This window comes from Serratia sp. HNCC26DJ244 (assembly GCF_057180565.1).
The window spans coordinates 157,566-184,488 of the sequence record NZ_JBXUGO010000004.1; the positions used below are offsets into that span (position 1 = coordinate 157,566).

A 26,923-nucleotide genomic window follows, 5' to 3' on the forward strand; every position below is an offset into this window, starting at 1 on the left:
GGGGCGGTAACGGCTTAGAGGAAAAGACAACATGTGCGGTATTGTTGGTATCGCCGGTTTTATGCCGGTAAACCAGTCTATTTATGATGCGTTGACAGTGCTTCAGCACCGTGGGCAGGATGCCGCTGGCATCGTAACGATTGATGCCTATAACGGGTTTCGTCTGCGTAAGGCCAATGGCTTGGTGAAAGATGTGTTTGAAGCACGTCATATGCAGCGTTTGCAGGGTAACATGGGCATTGGCCATGTGCGCTATCCTACTGCAGGCAGCTCCAGTGCTTCAGAAGCCCAACCATTCTATGTCAACTCGCCATTCGGTATTACGCTGGCACACAACGGCAATCTGACGAATGCCCATGAACTGCGCCAGAAACTGCTTGAAACTGGTCGCCGTCATATCAATACGACCTCCGACTCGGAGATCCTACTGAATGTGTTAGCCACTGAGCTTGACCGTTTCCAGCACACCCCGCTGGAAGCTGATAATATTTTTACTGCCATTGCGGCAATGCACCAGCAATTACGCGGTGCCTATGCCTGTGTGGCGATGATTATCGGCCATGGTCTGGTGGCATTCCGTGATCCTAATGGTATTCGCCCGCTGGTGATTGGCAAGCGGACATTGGATGATGGGCGCTGTGAATATATGGTGGCATCCGAGAGCGTGGCGCTGGATACATTAGGTTTTGAGTTCTTGCGTGACATTGCACCTGGTGAAGCGGTCTATGTCAGTGATCAGGGGCAGCTTGCCACCCGCCAGTGTGCTGAAGATCCTAAAAACCACCCCTGTTTGTTTGAGTATGTCTATTTTGCCCGTCCAGATTCGTTTATGGACAAAATCTCGGTCTATAGTGCGCGAGTCCGTATGGGGCAGAAGTTGGGTAAAAAGATTGCCCGCGAATGGGAAGATCTGGACATTGATGTGGTGATCCCAATCCCGGAAACATCTTGCGATATTGCGCTGGAAATTGCCCATATTCTGGGAAAACCTTATCGCCAGGGATTTGTTAAAAACCGTTATGTGGGCCGTACTTTTATCATGCCGGGTCAGCAAGTGCGCCGCCAGTCGGTACGTCGCAAGCTGAACGCCAACCGTGCTGAGTTTCGTGACAAGAACGTGTTATTGGTGGATGACTCCATCGTGCGTGGCACGACCTCTGAGCAGATTGTCGAGATGGCCCGTGATGCGGGAGCCAAACGGGTTTATTTGGCCTCTGCGGCACCGGAAATCCGTTTCCCCAATGTCTATGGTATTGATATGCCGAGCGCCTCAGAGCTGATTGCTCATGGGCGTGAAGTGGATGAAATCCGCAAGATGATTGGTGCCGATGGGTTGATTTTCCAGGATCTGACTGATTTGATCGACGCGGTTCGGGAAGAGAACCCAGATATCACTCAGTTTGAATGCTCGGTGTTTGACGGTATTTATGTCACCAAAGATGTCGACCAAGGCTATCTGGAGTATCTGGAGACATTGCGCAATGATGATGCCAAAGCGTTGCGCGGCCAAACCGAAGCGGAAAATCTGGAAATGCACAATGAAGGCTAATCGCTAATCGGGCTGCTATATTCCGGTTCATTCAAGTTGCAGCCTACATTGCTGCAGCTTGAATGGCGATGCGGGTCTAGCATAGAGCTCACTCACCATCCCTTCTGCTGGGGGGCTGCAAAGTCTACCCCAATTCAGCTATGCTAGCGGCCTATCTCCAGGCAGAGACTCGTGTTATGAAAAAACTCATTGTCGGAATTTCTGGTGCCAGTGGCGCCATCTATGGTGTGCGTTTGCTGCAAGTTTTGCGCAGTGTGGAAGGGGTTGAGACCCATTTGGTGATGAGTCAAGCGGCGCGCCAGACGTTAGCACTGGAGACCTCGTTAAATCTGCGTGATGTACAAGCGCTGGCGGATGTGGTCTATGATTCGCGCGATATTGCCGCCAGCATCTCTTCGGGTTCTTTCAAAACCATGGGCATGGTGATCCTGCCTTGCTCAATCAAAACATTATCTGGCATCGTCAACAGCTATACGGATGGGTTATTGACCCGTGCTGCTGATGTGGTGCTGAAAGAACGGCGGCCCTTGGTCCTCTGCGTGCGTGAAACCCCCCTGCATCTTGGCCATCTGCGTTTAATGACTCAGGCAGCGGAGTTGGGGGCGGTGATTATGCCACCGGTGCCTGCCTTCTATCATCGCCCACAAACCCTTGACGATATCATTGATCAAACCGTGAACCGGGTTATCGACCAGTTTGATATTGAACTGCCGCAAGACCTGTTTACGCGCTGGCAAGGCGTTAATTAACAAATTTACAATTAAATCTATACATTTTTGCAGCGTTGCACTGATTTAGTGCCACCTATGCACCATAATAGTTCTGCTGCACCATGCTTTCATACGGGTGTTTACCCAAGGTGAGAAGGGCTAGACTCAAACAACGGTCTATTTCACCAACCGCGTCCTGTGAGATTCACGCCAGTGAATGGAATAGGTGCAGAGTCAATGGCTTATCGTGTTCTGTAACAAGAAATGGCATGATTGCTGCATCCTTGGTACCGGAAAAAGGTCACCTCTGTGTGGACATCGGAAAAATCTAATCGAGGAATATTATGAAAAATCTTGTTAAGGCTCTTCCCTTAGTGTTACTGCTGGGGGCGATGGGTAGTGCTTTGGCTGCTTTGCCCACGACAATAAAAATTGGTACTGACCCAACTTATGCTCCTTTTGAATCCAAAAATGCGCAGGGTGAATTGGTGGGTTTTGATATCGATTTGGCTAAAGAGATGTGCAAACGGGCGAATATCCAGTGCACTTTTGTCGAGAGCGATTTTGATGCGCTTATCCCTTCACTGAAAGCGAAAAAAATTGACGCAATTCTCTCCTCACTCTCCATTACTGAAAAGCGCCAACAGGAAATCGCCTTTACCGACAAATTATTTGCCGCTAATTCACGCCTGATCGCACCGAAAGGTTCAACGATTTTACCCACCATAGAAGCACTGCAAGGCAAGAGTGTGGGGGTGTTACAAGGAACCACACAAGAGGCTTATGCTAACGCTTTTTGGCAGCCTAAAGGCATCACGGTGGTCCCTTATCAGAACCAGGATTTAGCCTATGCAGATTTAGCTTCCGGGCGTATTGATGCGGCGTTCCAGGATGAGGTGGCGGGGAGTTATGGCTTCCTTCAGCAACCTATGGGTAAGGATTATGCCTTTGCGGGTGAGTCAGTCAAAGATGACAAATACTTTGGTGTCGGTACTGGTATGGGGCTACGCAAGGATGCAACCGAGTTGAAAGCAGCATTGGATAAGGCTTTTGCTGAAATGCGCCAAGATGGCACTTACGATAAATTGGCCAAGAAGTACTTTGATTTTGATATCTATGGTGGTTAATTCTCGTCCTGTCTCATGTTGAAGCCACTGGGTGAGCTTCAATAGGCTGGTATGATCTCGGGAACCGCCGACAAGCTGTGGCGGTTCTTAGCCAATCAAAACAGGATAAAAGAAATGCTACAAGGCTATCCTCTATTGATCTTCGAGGGGGCTCTGGTGACACTGGAGCTGGCCCTCAGTTCCGTTCTGTTGGCGGTGGCGATCGGCTTGTTCGGTGCTGGCGGTAAGCTTTCGTCCAACCCTATCATCTCAACAATATTCGGTGCCTATACCACGCTGATCCGCGGAGTCCCTGACTTGGTGCTGATGCTGCTGATCTTTTATGGCTTGCAGATTGCCTTGAATAGCGTGACGGAGTCACTGGGTTTTGCGCAGATCGATATAGACCCTTTAAGTGCCGGTATTATTACCTTGGGCTTTATCTACGGTGCCTATTTTACGGAAACTTTCCGTGGTGCCTACCTGGCAGTACCGAGGGGGCAAATTGAGGCGGCCACGGCGTTTGGTCTTTCCAAAGGGCAAATTTTTCGCCGTATTCTGTTCCCGGCGATGATGCGTTTTGCGTTACCTGGCATTGGCAACAACTGGCAGGTGATCCTGAAGGCAACCGCATTGGTGTCGATCCTGGGTTTGAATGACCTGGTAAAAGCGACACAGTTGGCGGGAAAAGGCACCTACCAGCCTTTTTTCTACGCCATTGTTGCTGGGGCGGTCTATCTGCTTTTCACCACCCTTTCTAATGGTGTCTTGCTGTGGCTTGAGCGGCGTTATTCACTGGGCGTCAAAAGGGTTGAGCTATGATCGACATCTTGCAACAGTATTGGCAACAACTACTGTGGACTGATGGCTACCGTTTTACTGGTGTGGCGGTGACGTTATGGTTGCTGATTTCATCGGTGGTGATGGGGGGGCTAATGGCAGTCCCGATGGCGGTGGCGCGAGTCTCTTCTGTTCGCTGGCTGAGTCTTCCCGTTTGGCTGTATACCTATGTGTTTCGCGGCACTCCGCTGTATGTACAACTACTGGTGTTTTATTCTGGGGTGTACAGCTTGGAGATGGTGCGTGGCACCGAACTGCTGAACGCATTTTTCCGCAGTGGACTTAACTGCACCATTTTGGCACTGACACTGAATACTTGTGCCTATACCACCGAGATTTTTGCTGGGGCAATCCGTTCGGTACCCGAAGGTGAAATTGAAGCTGCCAAAGCCTATGGTTTTTCGCGCTTTAAACAGTATCGCTGCATTATTTTACCTTCAGCACTGCGTACCGCATTACCGGCATACAGCAATGAAGTGATTCTGATGCTGCACTCGACGGCATTAGCGTTTACCGCCACGGTACCGGATTTGTTGAAGATTGCGCGTGATATTAATGCGGCGACGTACCAACCCTTTTATGCCTTCGGCATTGCAGCAGCACTGTATTTGATTATCTCTTACGTGTTGATCAGTCTGTTCCGTAAAGCGGAGAAGCGTTGGATGGCACATGTTACTCATCGATAAATGGCGGAAATAGTCATGTCTGAAAATAAATTAGCCGTCAGTGGATTATACAAACGTTATGGTGACCATGAGGTATTGAAAGGCGTTTCTCTGGCGGCGAACGCCGGGGATGTGATCAGTATTATTGGTTCATCTGGCTCGGGGAAGAGTACGTTTTTACGCTGCATTAATTTTCTGGAAAAACCCACCGAGGGAAGTATCAGACTAAACAATAAAGATATTTCCATGGTACGTGATCGTAATGGTCACTTAAAAGTTGCGGATAGTAAGCAACTGCAGTGGTTACGTACCCGGCTAACCATGGTATTCCAGCATTTTAACTTATGGAGCCATATGACCGTGTTGGAGAATGTCATGGAGGCTCCTATTCAGGTATTAGGCTTGAGTAAAGCGCAAGCCTTTGAGCGAGCAGTGCGCTATCTGGAGAAGGTCGGCATTGATGAACGCGCGCGGATTAAATATCCCGTCCACCTTTCTGGTGGTCAACAGCAACGGGTGTCGATTGCCCGGGCACTAGCGATGGAACCGGAAGTCTTATTGTTCGATGAACCGACTTCCGCCTTGGATCCGGAACTGGTGGGGGAGGTGTTGCGCATCATGCAAAAGCTGGCGGAGGAGGGGAAAACCATGGTGGTGGTGACCCATGAGATGGGTTTTGCACGCCATGTGTCCAACCACGTTATTTTCTTGCATCAGGGCGTGATTGAAGAGCAAGGCTCACCAGACGAACTGTTCGATCATCCGAAAAGTGCCCGTTTACAGCAGTTCCTTTCCGGGTCACTGAAGTAAACGCCGTGATGGTCATTATTTGAAGGTGGTGTTGGTTAAATGGGTCACCTTTTTGCTGGACCAAAACGTTGAATATTTTGGTCCAGCGACTTGAATGGTAAAGCTCTCAATAAATTCTAACGTTGTGACTGGCGATTAACCACATCATCCAGTGCCTGCTCCAACTCCATAAAGTGGAATTTGAAACCCGCCGCCTCCAATTTTCTTGGTATCGCCCGTTGCCCTTCGAGAACCAGTACTGAGGCCTCCCCCATCAGTAAGCGTATGGCAAATGCCGGGGTACGCAGAAAGGCGGGTCTAGCCAACACATTAGCCAAGATGGCGCTGAATTGCTCATTGTGCACTGGGTAAGGGGCCACCATATTAAATGGACCGGACAGTGAAGGATGGTCCAACAGATAAATGATGGCATTGACCATGTCGTCAATATGGATCCAGGGCATATATTGGCGGCCATTACCTATTGGCCCACCCAAGCCTAAACGAAACAGGGGGATTAACTTTGCCAATGCGCCCCCTTTGGGGGCCATTACAATACCGGTACGTAGCAAGCAGACTCGAGTGTGGCTACTTTGTGCCTGAAGTGCCAGAGCCTCCCAACGCTGGCAGAGTTGATGAGTAAACCCCTGCTGGGGTGGCTCATCTTCGGGCACTACCGATTGGCCCTGATCGCCATAATAGCCCACTGCGGAGCCAGAAATCAGTACCGTAGGGGGGAGGGAGCTGGCCTTGATCAAGCCCGCCAGCCGTTCAGTCAGTTCCCAGCGGCTACGGCACAGGCGCTCTTTTTGTGTTGCACTCCACCTTTTATCCGCAATGGGTTCTCCTGCCAGGTTGATCACCGCATCAAATCCATCCAGAGAACGTTGTTCATCCAGCGAAGACCAATAGCTCACGGTATCACCGAATTTTTCCCGCGCTTTACTGATATTACGGGTCAATAAGGTGAGTTGATGCGAAAGATGCAGAAGCTGCCTGGTGAGGTGGCTACCGATCAATCCTGTTGCGCCGGTAATCAGGATCTTCATGGGCGGATCTCCCTGATAGGTATAAATAGGCTGTTATTCAGAGAGATAATTTATCTCTCTGAATCAGTTTAAGTATAGGAGGGCTCCCGGCAGTAACTCAAGGTCATCGAGACCGAGTCGGCATAACGCAGGGCCAACAATTTATCTATTTCCACTTCAGCATAGGTGACCCAAGGATGTTGTTTCACGATATCGAGCACATCTTGAGTTAATTTTTCCAATAAAGCGAAACGGTTATCTTCGATATGGCGAATGATCGATTTAGTGATCGTGCGGTAATTGAGGGCATCGGCAATATCTTCACTATGACGGGCTTTATCGGCTGGATAGTGAATCACCACATTAACCAGGATATCCTGGCGGTTGTTGATTTCTTCTTCCTTGATACCAATAAAAGTACGTAATCGCAGGTTTTTAATACGGATAATGGCATCGTTTGGCGGAACAGGCATCGGAAGTCCTCTACAGGTCAGTATGTTGCTACCCAGCATAGATGGAAAATAAGGAAAGACAAAACATTGATCACTGTTACAAGATAAACGGCGCTGTTTCAGCCGTGGTTGATACCCTTATGGCGGGTTAGGGCCCTCTAATAAAAATTATCCAGAGCAAGAATTCAATAGTTTAAGAGCCCGAACCAAGCACAGAACGATTTTCTGCTAATGCTAAGGCATGTTGTTGAATCGTCAGTCGCAACCAGCGGCGCAACCGATCATTATGTGTTCGCTCATGCCAGATCTGCATCATGTCGACACGCGGTAGTTCTAGGGGTAAAGGGTAAAGGCGCAATTCAGGATCGCGAGTCACTGCCTCTTCGCCCACTGAACGCAGACAGGTGAGCAATAAGTCACTGCCTCGGATTAAACGGCTTGGTGCAAGAAAACTGGAGAGCCCAGCAACGACGTTACGCGCGAGGCCTTGGCGTTGAAGATAACGATCAACCACCCCATTGAGATCACCAGTTAATGTTGTCAGAACATGCTCGCAGGCTAGATAAGTGTTCAGGTCGAGCCCTTCTTGCAGTAAATGATGACCTGCCGCGGCGAGTACCACAAAATCCTCACTCAGCAAGCGTTGCTGATGAAACGTATCCGGCAGTTGATCGTAGAAACCGGCAATAGCCAGGTCACAGGTTCCCTTTTCGAGTTCTTCCCGTGGTAATACGCCGCGTGTGTTATGGGTGATCAGCACCAGATTGGGCGCCTCTTGTCGCACTATTGGCAACAAGCCTGGCATCATGATCTGCTCCATGTAATCGGTGGTATAGATGTGGATGCGCTCGGCGCGGGCAAGAAAATCACGACCTTCACATTGATCGTAAAACGTCTCAATATCCTCCACCAGCTTTTGCACCTGAACCGCAATTTGATGGGCACGTGGGGTAGGGGCCAGACCGCGTGGCGCTCTAACAAAAAGCGGATCGCCAAACTCATGGCGCAACTTACTGAGTTTATGGCTCATTGCGGGTTGGCTGAGAGACATGCGAACCGCCGCCATTGAGGCATTACGCTCTTGATATAACACGTGGAAAAACAGCAGCAGATTGAGGTCTTTATTGAATATATTCATTTTTTGAATACCTGAAATGAAAGCTTTTAATTTTTAGAATTATAGCGACTCATCTATGCTTATATCCAGTTCACTGATTCAGGCGCAATAGCGCTCAATGGAGATAAATGATGAAAATCCTGATGGTATTGACCTCTCACGACAAACTGGGTAACACCGGCCACAAGACCGGGTTCTGGCTGGAAGAGTTTGCGTCACCCTATTATGTTTTCCGCGATGCGGGTGCGGATATTACTCTGGCCTCACCGCAAGGGGGCCAACCGCCTCTGGATCCGAAAAGCAGTCAGCCAGATGCACAAACGGCGTCTACTCGTCGGTTCGATCAGGACACCACCGCGCAGCACGCGCTGGCGAATACCGTGAAGTTGCAGGATATTAACGCTGACGATTTTGATGCGCTGTTTTACCCAGGCGGCCATGGCCCGCTGTGGGATTTGGCGGAAGATAGCGTCTCTGTTGCTCTGATAGAACAATTCCACGCGCAGGGTAAACCGGTTGCTGCGGTGTGCCATGCCCCAGCCGTATTGCGCCACGCCAAGAATACAGCAGGCCAGCCCCTGGTTATGGGCAAGCAGGTCACAGGATTCAGCAACAGTGAAGAAGAGGCGGTACAACTGACTCAGGTAGTGCCATTCCTGGTTGAAGAGATGCTTAAAGGTAACGGTGGGCATTATAGCCGTGCTGAGAACTGGCAGAGCCACGTCGCAGTGGATGGTTTGCTGATTACGGGGCAAAACCCAGCATCTTCCGATGCAACCGCTGAAGCGGTACTCAAATTGCTCAAATAATGAAAGACGCGAACCACCGCTAATCAAACTGCGGGACTCCATTCACAGGGAATGCCTGTGTCTGAGGGCCCGCAGTTATCTGGTTATTTCAAAAAGTCTTCACGCTGAGGGGTAAAGGTATCCAGCAGCGTTCCCGCCTCCAGACAGACACAGCCATGTATCACATCAGGCTTTTTATTTAAAACAAGGGTTTATTGATATAGTTGCCCTTGAGATGGATAAAATGCTTAATAAAGGTGTGGAGTTTGCTCAATACGAAGTTAAGAAGTACATTAGGAATGCAATATCTGAGTTGCTTAGAGGACGTTTTTGATGGAAAAAATAACATTTAAGATGCGTTTTTTCGCATTTTTTTTCATGGCATTTATTCTTGCACCATTATGTGCTTTTTTAGTATATATATTTTTTTATAATTTAAATGCTTGGTCTGGAAATCCTGACGTTTTAGTTTTTTCTTCGGTCAGCATTTCTGCTGGAGTCATTGCCCCATTATTTTTTATTGTTTTTATTATTATTTCCATACAACCTATATTAAAAGCTCGTAGAGCATCAGATACACTACAAGCGATTTGTTCTAAATTGATTTACCTGTTATTGCTCGTAGGAGTATTGATAAATTTTGGATTCAAATATTACTATACAGAAAAGTTAACTGAACAGGGTTATCTTCGATGCAAAGGTGTACCTAATAGTTCCATGCTCGGAATGGCTGCCAAGTATGCTAAATCAGAAAGTTTGTGCAATTTAAAATAGTAAGTGTAACTTCAATTTAGATGTGGGGAACGGCGACTGTCTAAACAAATTGCTCAAGTAACGAGAGAGACGCGAACTATCGCTGATCAAACTGCGGGACTCCATTCACAGGGAATGCCTGTGTCTGAGGGCCCGCAGTTATCAGGTTATTTCAAAAAGTCTTCACGCTGAGGGGTAAAGGTATCCAGCAGCGTTCCCGCCTCCAGACAGACACAGCCATGTATCACATCAGGCTTTTTATACAGGGTGTCACCAGCGCCCACTTCTTGGGTAACGCCATCAATGGTAAAGCTGAAACGCCCGGAAAGTACGTAGGTCAACTGCTCGTGGGGATGACTGTGCAATGGACCTATCGCGCCCTGGCTGAAGTTGACCTCCACCGCCATCATGGTGCCACCATGGGCGAGGATACGCCGCGTAACGCCATTGCCTAAATCTTCCAGTGGACACTCATTTTTATAGATAAACATAACTTTTCCTCATTACATGCGACAGATCAGGCAAACAGATTTTCAGGTAGTTGCGCCAGATAGAGGGCAGGTTGACCTTCAAAATCTGAAGTGAATAGCACCTGCCGATTGTCCGGGGTAAAGGAAGGGTGCGGGTGGGTTACTTGGCGGTCACCGTTGAGCACACGCCATGAACTGTTATGGGCAGCCAGACGAGCCTGACGTTTCTGCTTGGCATCGAACACATAAAGCCAAGGATCGTTTTCAATGGTATAACCCTGCGCATCTTTAATATCGACTGGCGAGTCGGAACCGTCCCCGACCAACAGGCTACCGTCGTAGTTGCTCATCAGGTGTGAACAAGCAGGCATGGTCATCACAATTTCATCTTTACCGCTTTCAGGATCATAACGGCAGATATTGCGCTCTTGCTGGCCTTTTAAATAGGAAACGTACATCAGCGCTGAGCCATCGGGTACCCAGAATTCATGAGTGCAACTCTCCCCTTCAGCATGGTTCTTCACCTTGCGCATATTACTACCATCTTCATTAATCAACCACATACGCGCATCAACCAGATCGTGTGGCCCTTCATGGCAGAAAGCGACACAATTATTGTGATAAGGGCGATAGATAGGATGGCCCAGCCAGAGGTTATCTTGATAGATGACTCGAGACTCACCACTGTTGAGATCGACGCGTAGCAGACGGCAGTGTGGTTTTTTGGTAAAGAAACTGTGGAAAATTTTCCAATCGGTCAGGGGTTGCCAATCTTTGCGTGAAATTTCAATCCCCACCAGGCTGGTACAATCGCTGTTCGCCACCCAGGTACCGTAGCCGACCCACTCTTCAGGCACTTGATAGATGGTCTGCTCATCGCCAGTAGTCAACTCGACCCGGCGCAGCTGGCGTTCATTTTTTACGTAAAAGAGAAAACGGTCATCGGGTGATAAAAAACCGCCAAAGGTATTATCGCCAGCCCCTTCGGTCAGTTGAACCGCTTGCTGTTTTTGCAGATCAAGCAGGTAATAGTTGCGATTACCGTCAAACTCACCAGCAAATAGCAGCTTGCTGCCGTCATTGGTAAAGCATTTTTGGTAGAAATAATTGCGGTGGCATAACACATCGGGTGGCGTCAAACGGGTGATCTGCGCGCCGGTACCGGCATCAGTTGAATGATGGAAATTGAAATTGAGAACTGAACCTTTAGCCACAATGGCCTCCCTTAATCTTAGCGATAAACTGTTCAGTGAATACCTGCGCGGTTCAAGCTGTTGTCATGGGGCTGCGTGATTTGGCCTATGTGTAAGCTTTGTCTTGCTGCCGCCAGCCAACAACTCGAAATAGCATGGCGATATGAACAGTAACTTAATTATTAAAACATTATTTCATAAAATAAGAAAAAGGAAATCAAATTTACACCCAAGGCCAATCAAGTCGAGCAATTTATGCGAGAGGTATCGCATAAGTCGTTTAGTGCTGTGCCGCCTCAGTGCGGGATGACTGCACTTCACCAAGCCTAGCGAACCGTCATGACATACCGTTCAATCACACTAGGGCCTTGTCGCCAAATCCACCCGTATACGTACTGAGTGACAAATCGATAACTGATATTTTTGTGATTTATATCATATCAATCTAGCTGGTCAAAATGTATAAACTGCGTTCCTTTAAAAATGAAACAGTGGTTTATTTTTGTTTAAGAGAAGAGTAGATGAAAACAAGTAGTCGCATTCCCTCGGGAAAGGAGCATAGCGTCACATTTGGGCATCAATTGGCTTATGGTGGGGGGAACCTGCTAGGCAGTGGCGCGTTGGCAATCAGTGGCGCCTGGTTGCTCTATTTTTATACTACTTTCTGTGGTTTGACGCTGTTGGAAGCGTCATTCATCTTCTCTGTTGCCAGTGTTATTGATGCTATCAGTAACCCGGTGATGGGTTATCTGACGGATAATTTTGGTCAGACCTGGCTTGGCAGGCGTTTTGGACGGCGGCGTTTCTTTGTGCTGATTGGTGCGCCTTTGATGCTGTTTTATCCGCTGCTGTGGATAGAGGGCTTTGGTTTTTGGTACTACCTCTCCACCTATGTGATTTTCGAACTGATTTATACCTCGGTGATGGTGCCTTACGAGACCTTGGCCACCGAAATGACCGATGACTTTGCCGTGCGTTCCAAACTGACGGGTTATAAGGCGATTTTTGGCAAGATGGCCAACTTCCTGGCGGCATTTATTCCTGGGCAATTTATTTTGATCTACGGTAAAGAGTCGGCCACACCGTTCCTCTATACCGGTATTACTTATGGTGTGATCCTGTTTTTTGCTATCGGGACGCTTTATCTGTTCTCGTGGGAGCGCAAAACTGAAATCGTGGCCTCGATACAGCAGAAGAAAAAGTCACTGCTAGAAACACTGGTCAATCTGGCGCGTGATATGCAATCCACTTTCTACCTGCGTGTGTTCCGCAAACATCTGGGAATGTATTTGTGTGGCTTTGGTGCTGAGTGGTTGTTTGCGTCGATATTTACTTATTTCGTGATCTTTGTCTTACAGTATGATCCAGCCATGCTGGCGGGTTTGAATAGCCTGAATGCCATACTGCAATTGGTTTCGACCGCTGTTTTCATTGGCATTTGTGTGAAAAAGGGTTTCAGCAAACCTTACATATGGGCACTGGGTATCGTTATCTTTGCCGTTTGTTGTTACTCATTGCTGCATTTCTTCCATCTGCCAGTTTATATCGCAACCATCGCAATTATCGGTATTACGGTGGTATTTGGCCTGGGTACTGGTGGGGTCTATTACATTCCCTGGACGGTGTACACCTTCTTGGCGGATGTGGATGAGGTCTTTACTGGTCGTCGTCGTGAAGGGATCTATGCGGGTGCCATGACCTTCTCCGGCAAAATCATGCGTTCCATTATTGTCTTCACCATGGGGGCTATCCTTAGCTACTACGGTTTTCAATCGAAATCCCATACTCAACCCGAAACCGCGATTGCTGCTATTTCCTGGGTATTCTTTGCCGGTGTGATTGTATTGGCACTGATGGCGATGGTTTTCAGTAGCCAGATGGCGCTTAACCGCCAAACCCACCAAGTGGTGTTATATGAAGTTGCTCGAATCAAGGCGGGCGGCAAGATCAGCGATATTCAACCCGAGGTGCGTTTGGTGATCGAGAAATTGGTGGGGTTACCTTATGAGCAATGCTGGGGTAACAGCAAAATCTGCCAGAAGATGAATATCACTCCTGAGGTTCCCACGACGTTAAGTCAATCATCCTCAACGGTCTGATTAATCTAAACCGGGGCCTCTCACGACATTAAGGGGCCCCGATAACAGGCTGAAAATATTAGGAAATAGTGAAAACCAAACGGGTGCTATTCTTCATTTGGCAATGTTGAGTTTTTATCATCGGTTGGCAGCGTTGTTTACTGCCTATTGGCATAAACCGCACTATATTTGTCATCAATATTAAGCAAGAAAATCAATTTTATTTAAAATAAAACAACGTTTCATTTATTCTTGATTGCAATAAAGATACGCGCTAGACTTGGCATATCCTGATGACAGCAAGGAGACATTGTTTTTCCTTGTGTAACTGCAAGTTGCAGACAGAAAACCATGTGCATCCAAGTGATCGGTAACTGGGGCAGGGCGTGATGCCGAGTTATAGACCCATGCCGGTTCACTTGAAAATAACGGGTATAAACGGGATTGCAAAACGATCCTGACTTTTGATAAGGGCTGTAACGCCCTGAGTAATAAGGATAACAGCATGATTCTCGACAATTTTTCATTACAAGGTAAAGTAGCGATTGTGACCGGTTGTGACACCGGCTTGGGTCAGGGCATGGCGATTGGGTTGGCACAAGCTGGCTGTGATATCGTCGGTATCAATGTGGTCGAACCCGAAGAAACCATCACTAAAGTGACTGAGTTGGGGCGCCGTTTTTTAAGCTTGAAAGCCGACCTGAGCAAGCTGGAAGTGTTACCTGAGTTGCTGGAAAAAGCGGTGGCTGAGTTTGGCCATGTTGATATTCTGGTTAATAACGCCGGGATTATTCGCCGCCAGGACGCAATCGCCTTCACTGAGAAAGATTGGGATGATGTGATGAACCTGAACATCAAAACTGTTTTTTTTATGTCTCAGGCTGTGGCTCGTCAATTTATTGCTCAAGGCACTGGCGGCAAGATTATCAATATTGCTTCCATGCTCTCTTATCAAGGCGGCATCCGGGTGCCTTCTTATACGGCATCAAAGAGCGCCGTGATGGGCGTAACCCGTTTGTTGGCCAACGAGTGGGCCAGCCATGGTATCAACGTTAACGCATTGGCCCCAGGCTATATGGCGACCAACAATACGCGTCAGTTACGTGATGACCAAGCACGCAGCGAAGCGATTCTTGAGCGTATACCAGCAGGTCGCTGGGGATTACCGCAAGATCTGATGGGCCCAGTGGTATTCTTGGCTTCATCGGCTTCAGATTACATTAATGGTTATACCATTGCCGTAGATGGCGGCTGGTTGGCTCGCTAAGCTTGAGTCAAGTTTGGCATAAAAAATAACTGTTTGATTTTACTGATTGAGAGGAAAAGATGAATATTGCGCTGATGATGGAAAACAGCCAAGCGGCTAAAAATGCGCTGGTTCTCGCACAACTGCAAGCTGTTGCAGCAGGTAATAAGGATGCGGTATTTAACGTTGGTATGTGTGATGAACAGGATCACCACCTGACCTATATCCACCTGGGAATTATGGCCAGCATTCTGTTGAATGCCGAAGCGGTTGACTTTGTGGTCACCGGTTGTGGTACTGGTCAAGGGGCATTAATGTCATTAAACATTCACCCGGGTGTCGTGTGCGGCTACTGTATTGATCCAGCAGATGCGTTCTTGTTTGCTCAGATCAACAATGGCAATGCACTGGCGCTGCCTTTTGCCAAAGGCTTTGGCTGGGGTGCTGAATTGAATGTCCGTTATATCTTTGAGAAGGCATTCACTGGGCGTAAAGGTGAAGGTTACCCGCTTGAGCGTAAAGAACCTCAGGTGCGTAACGCCGGGATCCTCAATCAGGTTAAAGCTGCAGTGATCAAAGATAATTATCTGGATACCTTGCGCGCTATTGATCCTGAATTGGTGAAGACTGCAGTGAGTGGTGCTCGTTTCCAAGAGTGCCTGTTCTCTCAGGGCAAGAAGCCGGAAATTATAGCGTTTGTTAAGCAGATCCTCGGTCAATAAATCGAGACTGGGTATTTTAGTGGCTGGTGACCTTAGGTCGCCAGCCCTAAATCAAGTTGGCCCTAAATCAAGTTGGCCCTAAATCAAGTTGACCCTAAATCAAGTTGACCCCGGCCATTTGAATGCAGTAGGTTATCCCGTTAAAATGGTTTCATATTCTGCATGTGCGAAGGAAAGAGTATGAAGCTGATGTTCGCCTCTGATCTACATGGTTCACTCTCCGCCACTGATAAAATCCTTGAATTGTTCGAGCAAAGCCAGGCCAGCTATCTAATGCTGCTGGGAGATGTGCTCAACCACGGTCCGCGTAACCCCTTACCCGATAATTACCAACCTGCACAGGTCGCTGAATGCTTGAATCGCTATCGCCATAAAATCATCGCGGTTCGTGGCAATTGCGATAGTGAAGTTGACCAGATGTTGTTGTCATTTCCTGTTATGGCGGATTTTCAGCAGGTGTTATTGCCCGAAAGACGACTGTTTTTAACCCACGGGCACCTTTATCATCCCAACAATCTTCCCCCGCTAGCCAATGGTGATGTACTGGTGTATGGCCACACGCATTTGCCGCAGGCAGAAAGGCAAGGGGAGTTTTATTGTTTTAATCCGGGTTCACTCAGTATGCCGAAAGGCGGTTTTGCTGCCAGTTATGGTACCTTGATAGATAATGTTTTGAGCGTGAACGCACTGCATAGTGGCAAGATGGTTGCTGAGGTAGTATTAACACACTAACTTATACGCTTAGTATATTAACACACTGATGGATCAACCCAGGCGCGGCTGGCATCGTGCCCTAAATAGAAGGTTTTAAAGGATGGCGGAACAGGTTCAGGCTAAAGATATCGAGTGGGTCGATATCGTTAATGAGCAAAATGAAGTGATTGCTCAGTCCACTCGCCAACAGATGCGCGCTCAACGTTTACGTCATCGTGCGACTTATATTGTGGTGCATGATGGGATGGGCAAAGTTTTGGTGCAACGCCGCACTGACATTAAAGATTTCTACCCGGGATGGCTGGATGCCACGGCGGGTGGGGTGGTACAAAGCGGCGAAAATATCCTGGATTCTGCCCGCCGTGAGGCCGTTGAAGAACTGGGTATTGCCGGGGTGCCGTTTGCTGAGCATGGCCAGTTTTACTTTGAAGCTGAGCAATGCCGCATTTGGGGCACTTTATTCAGTTGTGTCTCTCATGGTCCTTTTGCGTTACAGGAAGAAGAAGTTGCCGAAGTGAGTTGGCTGACACCGGAAGAGATCACCGCACGTTGTGATGAATTTACGCCAGACTCGTTGAAAGCGCTATCACTGTGGTTAACGCGTAATCAGAGCCAAAGTCATGGCAAGCCATTGCAGCCAGAAGATATCGTCAGTTCTTCTGATGAAGAAAAGGCCTGATAGACTCTTGGTGTGGCTTTGCAGAGCGTGATCTTGCATGGAGCTATCTTGCTGAGTCCGACTTTGTTGCCGAGTGGGGCACGTCCCACGTGATCGTTCCCGGCCCCGCTATCAATTGAGGGGCTATCTATTAACGCCTTTATGGTTCCCGATAGGGCATCATTTGACCATCCTGTTTACCTTCTCCCCCCGCTCAGGCTGTTTTGGTTCCATCACAGTTAGCTAACAAGTTCATTTCAAACCCTTAGCGCTCACGTTACATTTAAATCAAAATAATTTATTTTAAATCAGCAGTTTAAGTTTTTTTTGTTGTCTTTTTTTGTTTTCTTATGTAGGTTTGAAAAAAAACAAAACAGCGTTTTACCTTGATCACACTTTAGCAATTCACTGCATGACGTGGGAGAAAATTGCGATATAATAATTTGAAATTGCGTTTCAGTTTGTTTGGTTTTGCGTTTTGTTTAACAGGGAGAAGCTAACATGGACCTGGTGTACCGTATCAAGATGCTCTTCACGACTCTGTCAATCAACTTATCCAACAGAATGCCTGCAGCGAAACAACCGCCGCTGGAAAGGGAATGTACAGATACGGTGTTGATATGACGAATAGTAAATAAATTTATGTGGTTATACTCAAACTTGTTCGAGTAACAGATAAACGAAGCTCACCGCAGTTCATCTCTGAACTAAGAGGGGTAGCTGGTATATCTATTTCTTGAAGGGGAAAGAGCTTTATATTGATTACATTAGGCTGTGCTTAATCACAGCAGGGCTCATGCTACCTGTTATTGGTAGGTAAAGGATATGGCCGGGTTAATTTTATTTATATCTAATGGACTATTCCTATGAATGAAAACAGAGTGTTGGGGTTGGCCTATATATCACCCTATATAATAGGCTTGATAATATTTACCGCATTTCCTTTTGTGTCATCATTTGTATTGAGTTTTACGCAATATGACTTGATGAGTCCGCCCGTATTCAACGGGATAGAAAACTACCGTTATATGTTTACCGAGGACCATCTTTTCTGGAAGTCCATGGGTGTCACCTTTGCCTATGTGTTTTTGACTATTCCATTAAAACTGGCATTTGCACTCGGCATCGCTTTTGCTCTTAATTTTAAATTGCGTGGTATCGGTTTTTTCCGAACTGCTTACTATATCCCTTCTATTCTTGGCAGTAGCGTCGCCATTGCGGTGTTATGGCGGGCGTTGTTTGCCATTGATGGTTTACTAAACAGCTTTATCGGTGTTTTTGGTCTGGATCCGGTTAACTGGTTAGGTGAACCTTCGTTGGCATTGATGTCAGTTACTTTATTGCGGGTATGGCAGTTTGGTTCCGCGATGGTGATTTTTTTGGCGGCACTGCAGAATGTTCCTCAGTCGCAATATGAAGCGGCAATGATTGATGGTGCTTCTAAGTGGCAAATGTTTATGAAGGTGACGGTACCGTTGATTACCCCGGTGATCTTCTTTAATTTCATTATGCAAACCACGCAGGCGTTTCAAGAATTTACTGCCCCGTATGTGATTACCGGCGGTGGGCCGACGCATTACACCTATCTGTTCTCACTCTATATCTATGATACCGCCTTTAAATATTTTGATATGGGCTATGGTGCGGCACTGGCGTGGATATTGTTCCTGGTCGTCGCTGTGTTTGCCTCGATTGCCTTTAAGTCTTCGAAATATTGGGTCTTTTATTCAGCAGATAAGGGAGGCAAAAATGGCTGATATTCAACCGAACACATTAACGATGACTGATGAACAGCAAATCGCTGAGCGAGAAGTGAAGCGTACCTTACGCAAGGAAAAAATCAGTGCCTCGTTGCGTTACCTTGTGCTGCTGGGGGTCGGGTTATTGATGCTTTATCCATTGGTTTGGATGTTTTCTGCATCGTTTAAACCTAACCATGAAATTTTTACTACCTTGGGGTTGTGGCCTGATAATCCGACTTCAGACGGGTTTGTTAATGGTTGGAAAACGGGTACCGAATATAATTTTGGTCACTATATGCTTAATACCTTTAAATTTGTTATCCCTAAGGTGTTATTGACCATTATCTCTTCGACGATTGTGGCGTATGGTTTTGCCCGTTTTGAGATCCCATGGAAGAAATTTTGGTTTGCGACGTTGATTACCACCATGCTGCTACCGAGCACTGTGTTGCTGATCCCGCAATACATTATGTTTCGTGAAATGGGCATGCTGGATAGTTACTTACCTCTGTATTTACCAATGGCTTTTGCCACCCAGGGATTCTTTGTTTTTATGCTGATCCAGTTTTTGCGTGGGGTTCCGCGTGATATGGAAGAAGCAGCGCAGATCGACGGTTGCAATTCTTTCCAGGTATTGTGGTATGTGGTGGTACCGATTCTAAAACCAGCCATTATTTCTGTCGCACTATTTCAGTTTATGTGGTCAATGAATGATTTTATTGGTCCACTGATTTATGTCTACAGCGTGGATAAATACCCGATTGCACTGGCGTTGAAAATGTCTATCGATGTCACCGAAGGTGCACCGTGGAATGAAATATTGGCGATGGCAAGTATCTCCATTCTGCCTTCTATCATCGTATTCTTCCTGGCTCAACGTTATTTTGTGCAGGGTGTTACCAGTAGCGGAATTAAAGGTTAATTAAGGATTGATCATGGCTGAAGTCGTATTTAATAATCTGCAGAAAGTTTATAGCAACGGTTATAAAGCCGTTCATGGCATTAACCTGACTATTGCTGACGGCGAGTTTATGGTGATTGTCGGTCCTTCTGGTTGCGCCAAATCGACGACATTACGGATGCTGGCTGGGCTTGAAACCATCAGTGGTGGCGAAGTGCGTATTGGGGACCGTGTGGTTAACAACCTCGCCCCTAAATCCCGTGGTATTGCCATGGTATTTCAAAACTATGCGCTATACCCGCATATGACAGTGAAAGAGAATCTGGCGTTTGGACTTAAGCTGAGCAAACTGCCTAAACAACAGATTGAAGAGCAGGTCAATGAAGCCGCCAAGATCCTGGAGCTGGATGAACTGCTTGATCGTCTGCCACGTCAGTTATCGGGTGGGCAGGCGCAGCGTGTGGCGGTTGGCCGGGCCATTGTCAAGAAACCAGATGTGTTTCTGTTTGATGAACCACTTTCCAATCTGGATGCCAAACTGCGGGCATCAATGCGTATTCGTATTTCCGATTTGCACAAGCAACTGAAAAAGAGCGGAAAACCGGCAACTACCGTTTATGTGACCCACGATCAGACCGAAGCGATGACCATGGGGGACCGCATCTGCGTGATGAAGCTAGGGCATATCATGCAGGTGGATACGCCAGATAATCTTTATCATTATCCGAAGAATATGTTTGTCGCCGGATTTATCGGTGCACCAGAAATGAATATCAGGCCGAGTAAGCTGGTGGAAAACGAGGGCAAAATTGGCCTGACCGTTGGTGATTATTTCTTGGCTTTAAATCAACAGCAGCAGGATAAAGTTGCCAGCTTTGTGGGTGAAGAGGTGTTCTTTGGGGTTCGCCCTGAATTTATCACTATCTCAGAATCGCCTTTTGCCGATGGACATTCGCAGGGTGAACTGGTGCGGGTGGAAAATATGGGGCATGAATTCTTTGTCTATCTGAAAGTTAATGACTTCGAATTAACTTGCCGGATTCCATCTGATGAAGTGAAACCCATTTTGGAAAAGGGATTACATCGTCCTATTTACTTTAAGTTTGATATGAACAAATGCCACATATTTGATGCAAAAACGGAAAAGAACATCTCTCTTTAACAGGAGTTTTAACCAATGAAAAAAGTAGCATTAAAAGCGCTGATTACCGCTTCTTTATCGATGTTTGCCTATCAATCAGTGGCGGCGGAACCGGTTGAACTGCGTATGTCCTGGTGGGGAGGAAATGGTCGTCATCAGGTTACGCTGAAAGCCATCGAAGAGTTTCAGAAGCAAAATCCGGATATTAAAGTTAAATCAGAATACACCGGTTGGGATGGTCATCTATCACGTTTGACCACACAGATTGCTGGCGGAACAGAACCCGATGTGATGCAGACCAACTGGAACTGGCTGCCGATCTTTTCAAAGGATGGTAATGGATTTTATGATCTGAACAAGGTGAGTGAATATCTCGATTTGACTCAGTTCGATCCGAAGAATCTGCAACCCACAACGATCAATGGCAAGTTGAATGGTATCCCGGTATCGCTCACAGCACGTATCTTCTATTATAACGATGTCACTTGGAAGAGTGCTGGGCTGGAGTATCCCAAAAATTGGGATGAACTATTAGCGGCAGGGAGAACCTTTAATGAAAAACTGGGTGAAAAATATTACCCAGTGGTCTTAGAGCACCAGGATACCTTTGCGCTGTTACGCTCTTATATGATCCAAAAATATAATGTTGATATTATCAATGAGGCGGACAAAAAGTTTGCTTATACCGAAGAGCAATGGGTAGATTTCTTCCAGATGTATAAGACATTGGTTGAGAACCATGTCATGCCTTCGTCCAAACTTTATGCTTCTTTCGGTAAGAGCAACATGTATGAGATGAAGCCATGGATTGCGGGTGAATGGGCGGGGACCTATATGTGGAACACCACCATCAGCAAATATTCCGACAATCTGAAGCCACCAGCCAAACTGGATCTCGGCCCTTATCCGATGTTACCTGATGCCAAGGATGCGGGATTGTTCTTTAAACCCGCTCAGATGTTCTCCATTGGTAAAAGCAGCAAACACCCACGCGAAGCGGCAATGTTGATTAACTTCCTGTTAAACAGCAAAGAAGGTGTTGATGCTCTGCGATTGGAACGTGGTGTCCCACTGAGCAAAACGGCGGTGACTCAATTACGTGCCAGTGGTGTGATTCAGGATCAGGATAAATCTGTGGCAGGTTTGAATTTGGCACTCTCCTTACCTCATGGCATTACCGCTTCACCGTATTTTGATGACCCACAAATTGTGGTGTTGTTCCAGGATGCCATTCAATCAATCGATTATGGCAAGAAAACGGTAAAAGAAGTGGCTGAAGATTTCCAAAGGCAGGGAGATCGTATTCTGAAACGAGCAATGAGATAACAGACATTAAATCTCAAACGGTTATGTATTAATACTCAATGACCGGGCTGTATGTAAGACTCAGGCCCATGGATGGGCCTAATAGTGAATGGATAGCGAATATCATCATCACGGAATTTTTCTAATATATGATGGCTACCTATCAATAATTTAATTATTCACTGGTAAAGCCTCATCCCGTGCGGATGACAATTTTCAGTATTTATCGTGCCCATTCTTTAGAAAGGGAACGTGACTTTATAATTTAATGGTAAGGATGTGTAATAATGAAAATAAAGTTATTAACTTTAATGGTAGCTTCTGTCGTGAGTGTCCAGGCCATGGCAATGAGTATCGACTTAAGACATGAATGGATGGATACCGGCAAAGGTGATCATAAAGATCGCATGCTAGTTTCGCACCGTTTTGCTAACGGTTTTGGTTTCTCTTTAGAAGGGAAATGGAAACAGGATTCCTCAGATACCACGCCGAATAAACCTTTCAACGAAACAGTGAGTAATGGTACTGAAGCGGTAGTAAGTTATCAGTTTAACGTAAACGATAGCTTGAGTTTGCAACCCGGGTTCTCTATGGACTCTACTAGCAGTAGCAATGGTTATCGCCCTTACTTGCGTGCACAGTATAACTTGACCAAAGAGCTGTATGTTGCAGCCAGATATCGTTATGAATATAAACGTACCCCATCAAAGGGTTCTGACTATGATGCAAAAACCAATCAAGGTGATTTTTGGATAGGTTATACTTTCCTTAATGATTGGCAGGTTGAATATAATTTTCTTTATAAAAGCAGTGACCAAGTTATCTTTGATAATGATAAAAACGATTACGAGCATAATGTAAAATTGGCGTACAAATGGGATAAAAACTGGAAGCCCTATATCGAAGTGGGTAACGTCAAGCAAGATAGCTACAATGATAATCGCCAAACACGTTACCGCGTTGGGGTCTCTTATAGCTGGTAATGTAGTGGAATCGTGACCTCGTCACCCTCCAAGCAGTGGGGGAGTGACATGGTCAATTACGAGCAAGATATGCGGAACGGCAAATTGATCACCGATCAATTTGCCGTTCCGCTATTGGCGTTCCGCATCATTAGCACTGAGCTGAAGTGTAAACTGAAGCAAGATTGAGCATCACTATTTAGCAACTACTGCGGCGGCATAACACCGAAGGAATCGACCCTTCCGGTTGCCACTCTTCTTCATTCAAGCGTGCCAAAAGTGCCTTGCCTGCCTGAATACCAATCTCTTTATGGGGGATGGTCATGGTGGTCAACGGGGGTTGGCAAACCTGGCTGAACTCCTGATTACCAAAACCGACAATGGCCAATTGCTCTGGCACCTTAATTCTACGTCGCTGGCACTCATATAACGCCCCGCAAGCCAATTCATCAGCGGCGCAGACCAAGGCATCCAATTCTGGCCAAGCCAGCAAAAATTCCGGCAATTGTTGAGCACCAGTCTGGAAGGTGGCAGGTTGGGCGGCATTAATCACCCGATGAGGGGAGATATGGTTACGCAGTAATGCCTTATGCCATCCCTGCAAATGCTGTTGGAAAATCCACTGTTCCTGATTGGCACACAGCAAACCGATATTTTGATAGCCGCTGGCAATGACCGTTTGTGTTAACTGATACATGGCAGCGACATAATCTATCCCAATGTTCATGTCGATGGGGTCGGCACGTATGGCACCGATTTCGACCACCGGAATATTGGCGCTTCTCAATGCTTGGCGGGTATTGGGCGAATGTTCAACGCTCAATAGTACCGCTGCCGCCAGATTGTAAGAGAGCAGTGTTTCCAATACTTTTTCTTCACGCTCTAGGTGATGTTGGGACTCCGCCAGCATGATCTGGTAACCCGCTGGTTGCAGCACTTGCTGCAAGCCAGCAAACATATCGGCACAACCGGATTCGGAGAAACTCGGTACCACCATGGCGATGGTATAGGAAGAGGCAGAGGCTAACGAACTGGCCGCCAGATTGGGTAAATAGCCTAACTCATTGACGGCAGCTTCAATTTTTTCTCTTAATTTATCAGAAACTTGCTCTGGAGAGCGTAACGCACGCGAGACCGTCATCGAGCCCACGCCTGCCAATTGTGCTACGTCAGCCAGAGTCACCCGGCCGGTACTACGTCGTTTTCTAACGATCGACATGCATAATCCTGACTGAAATCGGTGTATGGCACATTAATAAACTTATGGGTTGAGACGGCACAAGTCTGATGTGCACTGTTGCAACGTTGGCACACATTCTACTCGGTTCATCGCCGGAACGATAAGAAAACTGTGGCAGAGAACCGGCGTCCGCTATATTTGATAGCGCTATCACAAATTGAGAGAATAGCGCTTTGGTAGCGCTATCTTTGTGAGGAGCATCACTGTTTAACAACCTACGGTTGATTAAGGTTTCACTACTCAGAAGTTTACAGGACAGATAACAAGGAGCGAGTGTGCTTAATCAATGGCTAAATGCCGACCATATTCAATTATGTGATGAGGTTGCCGACTGGCGCGAAGCCGTCACCTTAAGTGCGCAACCGCTGTTGCAGCAAGGCACTATCACTGATGACTACCTGACAGCCATATTCCATCAGTACCAGACGCTGGGGCCCTATTTTGTACTGGCACCAGGTATTGCCATGCCTCATGCCAGACCGGAAGAGGGGGCCAGAGCACTGGGCCTTTCATTACTGAAAATTAATCAGGGTGTCCGTTTTCATTCAAAAGATAACGATCCTGTATTTATAGTGGTTATGCTTTCGGCTCCGGACAGTAGCAGTCATATTGAATTAATTTCATCGTTGGCGGAATTGTTTTCGGACAATGAAGCCATGGCGAAGTTATTTAAGGCGGAAAACAAACAGCAAATTGAGGATATTATTACCAACTATTAATATCTGTATGATGGTTCTTAATTTCAATAGTAATAGGCACATCTTAATCAAGTTGGATGTGGCGGGTTTATATTCTAACTAATTAACTGTGCATTATATCTTGCTAAATAGCTGCGAGTTACAGGTGAGTATGATGCTGGTTAGCCGACCGTGGAGCGCAGGGATGCGCGATACGAGCCCCCAAGGAAGGGTTTACGGCGTGTCGGCGTTCCGCATTATGCCCGCACCAGCCAGATGCTTTACGTGAAGCGGTGTTAGGCAAGGTTGTTTATTATTCATGCATTTTAAATTGTATTCAAATCTAAATTAAATTTAATAGGTGAAAAAATGAAAATTATGGCGATTTGTGGTTCTGGGTTGGGCAGCAGCTTTATGGTGGAAATGAATATCAAAAAGGTGCTGAAAAAGATGAATTTTGAGGCCGAAGTTGAGCACTCCGATCTTTCTTCCGCCACCCCAGGGGCGGCCGATATTTTTGTCATGGCCAAGGATATTGCTGAGAGTGCCAGCGTACCAGCTAGCCAGTTGGTGGTCATCAGCAACATTATCGACATCAATGAGCTTGAAGCCAAGTTACGTGCTTACTTCGAAGCCCATTCTCTTATTTAATTTGACCCATTGGCGAGGTGGATATGTTTATCCAAGAAGCACTTAAATTTGTGGTTGATATATTGAAAGTGCCAGCAATATTAGTGGGCCTTATTGCTCTAATCGGTCTGTTGGCACAGAAAAAATCCTTCTCCGATGTGGTAAAAGGGACGATTAAGACCATTTTGGGTTTTATTGTGCTGGGCGGTGGTGCCGGTGTATTGGTGGGTTCGCTGAACCCGTTGGGGAATATGTTTGAGCATGCCTTCAATATTCAAGGGATTATTCCGAATAATGAAGCCATTGTCTCGATAGCATTAGAAAAATATGGTGCCTCAACCGCGCTGATTATGGCGTTTGGTATGGTGGCCAACATTGTGGTGGCACGTTTTACCCGCTTGAAATATATCTTCCTGACCGGTCACCACACATTCTATATGGCCTGCATGATCGGCATTATTCTGACAGTGGCGGGTTTTGAAGGGGTGCAACTGGTCTTTACCGGGTCGTTGACGTTGGGACTGGTTATGGCGTTTTTCCCGGCGATTGCCCAACGTTATATGCGGCGCATCACCGGTAATGACGATATTGCCTTTGGTCACTTTGGCACCTTGGGCTATGTACTGTCTGGTTGGATCGGTTCACGGGTCGGCAAACACTCTCGCTCTACCGAAGAGATGGATTTGCCGAAGAACCTCAGTTTCCTGCGTGATAGCTCGATCTCTATTTCGATGACCATGATGATTATTTACATGATCCTGGCGGTCAGCGCAGGCCAAGCCTATGTAGAAGGGCAACTGAGTGGCGGGCAGAACTATCTGGTGTATTCGATTATTCAGGCAATTACCTTCGCTGCTGGGGTGTTTATTATCCTGCAAGGGGTGCGGCTGATTCTGGCTGAGATCGTTCCGGCCTTTACCGGTTTCTCTGAAAAACTGGTGCCTAATGCCCGTCCTGCACTGGATTGCCCAGTGGTCTATCCTTACGCACCCAATGCGGTACTGATTGGCTTCCTGTTCAGTTTCCTTGGTGGGTTGGTGGGTTTGTTCCTGCTTGGGCAAATGAAGATGGTACTGATCCTGCCTGGCGTTGTGCCGCACTTCTTTACCGGTGCCACAGCGGGTGTGTTTGGTAATGCGACTGGTGGACGCCGTGGTGCCATGTTAGGGGCCTTTGCAAATGGTCTGCTGATTACCTTCCTGCCAGTACTGCTGTTGCCGGTGCTCGGGGCGTTAGGGTTCGCCAATACCACTTTCTCGGATGCCGACTTTGGGGTCATCGGTATCGTGCTGGGTAATATGGCGCGTTTCTTAAGCAAAGAGATGATTATGGTGGTGATTGTGGCCATCTTTGCCGTACTGGTTGCCCACAATTTCCTGGCTAAGCCAAAAGCGGCGTCAGATACCGAGAGTGCTGATAAGTAACCGCTGACCGCTTGAGGAATAAC

Annotated in this window: 27 protein-coding genes and 1 pseudogene; 21 read left to right on the top strand and 7 right to left on the bottom strand. The window is 47.0% G+C overall.

Annotated features, from left to right (window positions below; all coding sequences use genetic code 11):
* Nucleotides 1-31: 31 nt before the first annotated feature.
* From purF to hisP, 6 genes are all read left to right on the top strand, one after another.
* A complete protein-coding gene (purF, locus tag AC2A06_RS05185; protein WP_473197350.1) occupies nt 32-1,549 on the top strand; it encodes an amidophosphoribosyltransferase in 1,518 nt (505 codons plus the stop codon).
* Nucleotides 1,550-1,725: 176 nt separating this feature from the next.
* Nucleotides 1,726-2,298 carry a UbiX family flavin prenyltransferase gene (locus AC2A06_RS05190; protein ID WP_473197351.1) on the top strand — a complete coding sequence of 191 codons (573 nt, stop codon included), beginning with the start codon at nt 1,726-1,728 and terminating at the stop codon, nt 2,296-2,298.
* 305 nt (nt 2,299-2,603) lie between these two features.
* Nucleotides 2,604-3,386 (top strand): lysine/arginine/ornithine ABC transporter substrate-binding protein, encoded by a 783-nt coding sequence (locus tag AC2A06_RS05195; RefSeq protein WP_473197352.1) that lies wholly within the window; start codon nt 2,604-2,606, stop codon nt 3,384-3,386.
* Nucleotides 3,387-3,500: 114 nt separating this feature from the next.
* Nucleotides 3,501-4,187 (top strand): histidine ABC transporter permease HisQ, encoded by a 687-nt coding sequence (gene hisQ / locus AC2A06_RS05200; protein WP_484379583.1) that lies wholly within the window; start codon nt 3,501-3,503, stop codon nt 4,185-4,187.
* Nucleotides 4,184-4,891 (top strand): ABC transporter permease, encoded by a 708-nt coding sequence (locus AC2A06_RS05205; RefSeq protein ID WP_484379584.1) that lies wholly within the window; start codon nt 4,184-4,186, stop codon nt 4,889-4,891. Before hisQ ends, AC2A06_RS05205 begins: the two co-directional genes overlap by 4 nt.
* Before the next feature lie 15 nt (nt 4,892-4,906).
* The gene (gene hisP / locus AC2A06_RS05210; protein WP_484379585.1) at nt 4,907-5,680 is read left to right on the top strand and encodes a histidine ABC transporter ATP-binding protein HisP; all 774 of its coding nucleotides are present in this window, start codon (nt 4,907-4,909) and stop codon (nt 5,678-5,680) included.
* 116 nt (nt 5,681-5,796) lie between these two features.
* On the opposite strand, the gene AC2A06_RS05215 is transcribed toward hisP, so the two are convergent.
* The 3 genes from AC2A06_RS05215 to AC2A06_RS05225 form a co-directional block, all read right to left on the bottom strand.
* Entirely contained in the window at nt 5,797-6,708 is a 912-nt protein-coding gene (locus AC2A06_RS05215; protein ID WP_484379586.1) for a TIGR01777 family oxidoreductase, read from the bottom strand.
* 68 nt (nt 6,709-6,776) lie between these two features.
* Nucleotides 6,777-7,160, bottom strand: coding sequence for a dihydroneopterin triphosphate 2'-epimerase (gene folX / locus AC2A06_RS05220; RefSeq protein ID WP_023491198.1), 384 nt, complete (start codon nt 7,158-7,160; stop codon nt 6,777-6,779).
* A 172-nt stretch (nt 7,161-7,332) separates the two neighbouring features.
* Nucleotides 7,333-8,277: a LysR family transcriptional regulator gene (locus AC2A06_RS05225; protein WP_484379587.1), complete on the bottom strand. Its 945-nt coding sequence runs from the start codon at nt 8,275-8,277 to the stop codon at nt 7,333-7,335.
* Nucleotides 8,278-8,387: 110 nt separating this feature from the next.
* On the opposite strand from AC2A06_RS05225, the gene AC2A06_RS05230 reads away from it, so the two are divergent.
* A complete protein-coding gene (locus AC2A06_RS05230) occupies nt 8,388-9,065 on the top strand; it encodes a type 1 glutamine amidotransferase domain-containing protein (RefSeq protein ID WP_473197986.1) in 678 nt (225 codons plus the stop codon).
* Between the two features lie 83 nt (nt 9,066-9,148).
* On the opposite strand, the pseudogene AC2A06_RS05235 reads toward AC2A06_RS05230, so the two are convergent.
* Nucleotides 9,149-9,247: pseudogene (locus AC2A06_RS05235) on the bottom strand (cupin domain-containing protein); the annotation flags it as partial.
* Between the two features lie 130 nt (nt 9,248-9,377).
* On the opposite strand from AC2A06_RS05235, the gene AC2A06_RS05240 reads away from it, so the two are divergent.
* Nucleotides 9,378-9,818, top strand: a complete 441-nt coding sequence (locus AC2A06_RS05240; RefSeq protein ID WP_484379588.1) for a DUF1240 domain-containing protein — start codon at nt 9,378-9,380, stop codon at nt 9,816-9,818.
* 146 nt (nt 9,819-9,964) lie between these two features.
* Here the strand turns inward: AC2A06_RS05240 and AC2A06_RS05245 are convergent, their stop codons facing one another.
* Entirely contained in the window at nt 9,965-10,288 is a 324-nt protein-coding gene (locus tag AC2A06_RS05245) for a cupin domain-containing protein (protein WP_473197358.1), read from the bottom strand.
* A gap of 26 nt (nt 10,289-10,314) precedes the next feature.
* Complete coding sequence (locus AC2A06_RS05250) at nt 10,315-11,481, bottom strand: oligogalacturonate lyase family protein (protein ID WP_023492542.1); 1,167 nt, start codon at nt 11,479-11,481, stop codon at nt 10,315-10,317.
* A gap of 500 nt (nt 11,482-11,981) precedes the next feature.
* On the opposite strand from AC2A06_RS05250, the gene AC2A06_RS05255 reads away from it, so the two are divergent.
* From AC2A06_RS05255 to AC2A06_RS05300, 10 genes are all read left to right on the top strand, one after another.
* A complete protein-coding gene (locus AC2A06_RS05255; protein ID WP_484379589.1) occupies nt 11,982-13,559 on the top strand; it encodes an MFS transporter in 1,578 nt (525 codons plus the stop codon).
* A 484-nt stretch (nt 13,560-14,043) separates the two neighbouring features.
* Entirely contained in the window at nt 14,044-14,805 is a 762-nt protein-coding gene (gene kduD, locus AC2A06_RS05260; RefSeq protein ID WP_023492540.1) for a 2-dehydro-3-deoxy-D-gluconate 5-dehydrogenase KduD, read from the top strand.
* Between the two features lie 59 nt (nt 14,806-14,864).
* Nucleotides 14,865-15,506: an RpiB/LacA/LacB family sugar-phosphate isomerase gene (locus AC2A06_RS05265; RefSeq protein WP_023492539.1), complete on the top strand. Its 642-nt coding sequence runs from the start codon at nt 14,865-14,867 to the stop codon at nt 15,504-15,506.
* A 180-nt stretch (nt 15,507-15,686) separates the two neighbouring features.
* Nucleotides 15,687-16,238, top strand: a complete 552-nt coding sequence (gene yfcE / locus AC2A06_RS05270; RefSeq protein WP_473197362.1) for a phosphodiesterase — start codon at nt 15,687-15,689, stop codon at nt 16,236-16,238.
* Between the two features lie 82 nt (nt 16,239-16,320).
* The gene (yfcD, locus tag AC2A06_RS05275; protein ID WP_484379590.1) at nt 16,321-16,899 is read left to right on the top strand and encodes an NUDIX hydrolase YfcD; all 579 of its coding nucleotides are present in this window, start codon (nt 16,321-16,323) and stop codon (nt 16,897-16,899) included.
* 845 nt (nt 16,900-17,744) lie between these two features.
* Nucleotides 17,745-18,635, top strand: coding sequence for a carbohydrate ABC transporter permease (locus AC2A06_RS05280; protein WP_023492536.1), 891 nt, complete (start codon nt 17,745-17,747; stop codon nt 18,633-18,635).
* Nucleotides 18,636-18,657: 22 nt separating this feature from the next.
* Entirely contained in the window at nt 18,658-19,542 is an 885-nt protein-coding gene (locus AC2A06_RS05285) for a carbohydrate ABC transporter permease (RefSeq protein ID WP_484379631.1), read from the top strand.
* 13 nt (nt 19,543-19,555) lie between these two features.
* Nucleotides 19,556-20,683, top strand: a complete 1,128-nt coding sequence (locus AC2A06_RS05290) for an ABC transporter ATP-binding protein (protein WP_023492534.1) — start codon at nt 19,556-19,558, stop codon at nt 20,681-20,683.
* Nucleotides 20,684-20,698: 15 nt separating this feature from the next.
* Complete coding sequence (locus AC2A06_RS05295) at nt 20,699-21,988, top strand: ABC transporter substrate-binding protein (RefSeq protein ID WP_023492533.1); 1,290 nt, start codon at nt 20,699-20,701, stop codon at nt 21,986-21,988.
* A gap of 266 nt (nt 21,989-22,254) precedes the next feature.
* Nucleotides 22,255-22,950 carry an oligogalacturonate-specific porin KdgM family protein gene (locus AC2A06_RS05300; RefSeq protein ID WP_484379591.1) on the top strand — a complete coding sequence of 232 codons (696 nt, stop codon included), beginning with the start codon at nt 22,255-22,257 and terminating at the stop codon, nt 22,948-22,950.
* Between the two features lie 178 nt (nt 22,951-23,128).
* On the opposite strand, the gene AC2A06_RS05305 is transcribed toward AC2A06_RS05300, so the two are convergent.
* Nucleotides 23,129-24,148, bottom strand: coding sequence for a LacI family DNA-binding transcriptional regulator (locus AC2A06_RS05305; RefSeq protein WP_473197365.1), 1,020 nt, complete (start codon nt 24,146-24,148; stop codon nt 23,129-23,131).
* Nucleotides 24,149-24,444: 296 nt separating this feature from the next.
* Here AC2A06_RS05305 and AC2A06_RS05310 point away from each other — a divergent pair, with 296 nt between their 5' ends.
* The 3 genes from AC2A06_RS05310 (at nt 24,445) to AC2A06_RS05320 (ending at nt 26,900) form a co-directional block, all read left to right on the top strand.
* Nucleotides 24,445-24,888, top strand: a complete 444-nt coding sequence (locus AC2A06_RS05310) for a PTS sugar transporter subunit IIA (RefSeq protein ID WP_484379592.1) — start codon at nt 24,445-24,447, stop codon at nt 24,886-24,888.
* A 327-nt stretch (nt 24,889-25,215) separates the two neighbouring features.
* Nucleotides 25,216-25,497, top strand: coding sequence for a PTS sugar transporter subunit IIB (locus AC2A06_RS05315; RefSeq protein ID WP_023491534.1), 282 nt, complete (start codon nt 25,216-25,218; stop codon nt 25,495-25,497).
* Nucleotides 25,498-25,520: 23 nt separating this feature from the next.
* Nucleotides 25,521-26,900 (top strand): PTS ascorbate transporter subunit IIC, encoded by a 1,380-nt coding sequence (locus tag AC2A06_RS05320; RefSeq protein WP_484379593.1) that lies wholly within the window; start codon nt 25,521-25,523, stop codon nt 26,898-26,900.
* The last annotated feature ends 23 nt before the right edge of the window (nt 26,901-26,923 follow it).

Coding starts and splice junctions, on each gene's coding strand:
- yfcE (WP_473197362.1), top strand. CDS start 15,687: ATGAAGCTGATGTTCGCCTCTGATCTACATGGTTCACTCTCCGCCACT.
- AC2A06_RS05295 (WP_023492533.1), top strand. CDS start 20,699: ATGAAAAAAGTAGCATTAAAAGCGCTGATTACCGCTTCTTTATCGATG.
- AC2A06_RS05190 (WP_473197351.1), top strand. CDS start 1,726: ATGAAAAAACTCATTGTCGGAATTTCTGGTGCCAGTGGCGCCATCTAT.
- AC2A06_RS05230 (WP_473197986.1), top strand. CDS start 8,388: ATGAAAATCCTGATGGTATTGACCTCTCACGACAAACTGGGTAACACC.
- AC2A06_RS05300 (WP_484379591.1), top strand. CDS start 22,255: ATGAAAATAAAGTTATTAACTTTAATGGTAGCTTCTGTCGTGAGTGTC.
- AC2A06_RS05240 (WP_484379588.1), top strand. CDS start 9,378: ATGGAAAAAATAACATTTAAGATGCGTTTTTTCGCATTTTTTTTCATG.
- AC2A06_RS05215 (WP_484379586.1), bottom strand. CDS start 6,708: ATGAAGATCCTGATTACCGGCGCAACAGGATTGATCGGTAGCCACCTC.
- AC2A06_RS05195 (WP_473197352.1), top strand. CDS start 2,604: ATGAAAAATCTTGTTAAGGCTCTTCCCTTAGTGTTACTGCTGGGGGCG.
- AC2A06_RS05225 (WP_484379587.1), bottom strand. CDS start 8,277: ATGAATATATTCAATAAAGACCTCAATCTGCTGCTGTTTTTCCACGTG.
- purF (WP_473197350.1), top strand. CDS start 32: ATGTGCGGTATTGTTGGTATCGCCGGTTTTATGCCGGTAAACCAGTCT.
- hisQ (WP_484379583.1), top strand. CDS start 3,501: ATGCTACAAGGCTATCCTCTATTGATCTTCGAGGGGGCTCTGGTGACA.
- folX (WP_023491198.1), bottom strand. CDS start 7,160: ATGCCTGTTCCGCCAAACGATGCCATTATCCGTATTAAAAACCTGCGA.
- AC2A06_RS05280 (WP_023492536.1), top strand. CDS start 17,745: ATGAATGAAAACAGAGTGTTGGGGTTGGCCTATATATCACCCTATATA.
- hisP (WP_484379585.1), top strand. CDS start 4,907: ATGTCTGAAAATAAATTAGCCGTCAGTGGATTATACAAACGTTATGGT.
- AC2A06_RS05320 (WP_484379593.1), top strand. CDS start 25,521: ATGTTTATCCAAGAAGCACTTAAATTTGTGGTTGATATATTGAAAGTG.
- AC2A06_RS05205 (WP_484379584.1), top strand. CDS start 4,184: ATGATCGACATCTTGCAACAGTATTGGCAACAACTACTGTGGACTGAT.
- AC2A06_RS05265 (WP_023492539.1), top strand. CDS start 14,865: ATGAATATTGCGCTGATGATGGAAAACAGCCAAGCGGCTAAAAATGCG.
- kduD (WP_023492540.1), top strand. CDS start 14,044: ATGATTCTCGACAATTTTTCATTACAAGGTAAAGTAGCGATTGTGACC.
- AC2A06_RS05245 (WP_473197358.1), bottom strand. CDS start 10,288: ATGTTTATCTATAAAAATGAGTGTCCACTGGAAGATTTAGGCAATGGC.
- AC2A06_RS05290 (WP_023492534.1), top strand. CDS start 19,556: ATGGCTGAAGTCGTATTTAATAATCTGCAGAAAGTTTATAGCAACGGT.
- AC2A06_RS05255 (WP_484379589.1), top strand. CDS start 11,982: ATGAAAACAAGTAGTCGCATTCCCTCGGGAAAGGAGCATAGCGTCACA.
- AC2A06_RS05285 (WP_484379631.1), top strand. CDS start 18,658: ATGACTGATGAACAGCAAATCGCTGAGCGAGAAGTGAAGCGTACCTTA.
- AC2A06_RS05305 (WP_473197365.1), bottom strand. CDS start 24,148: ATGTCGATCGTTAGAAAACGACGTAGTACCGGCCGGGTGACTCTGGCT.
- AC2A06_RS05315 (WP_023491534.1), top strand. CDS start 25,216: ATGAAAATTATGGCGATTTGTGGTTCTGGGTTGGGCAGCAGCTTTATG.
- yfcD (WP_484379590.1), top strand. CDS start 16,321: ATGGCGGAACAGGTTCAGGCTAAAGATATCGAGTGGGTCGATATCGTT.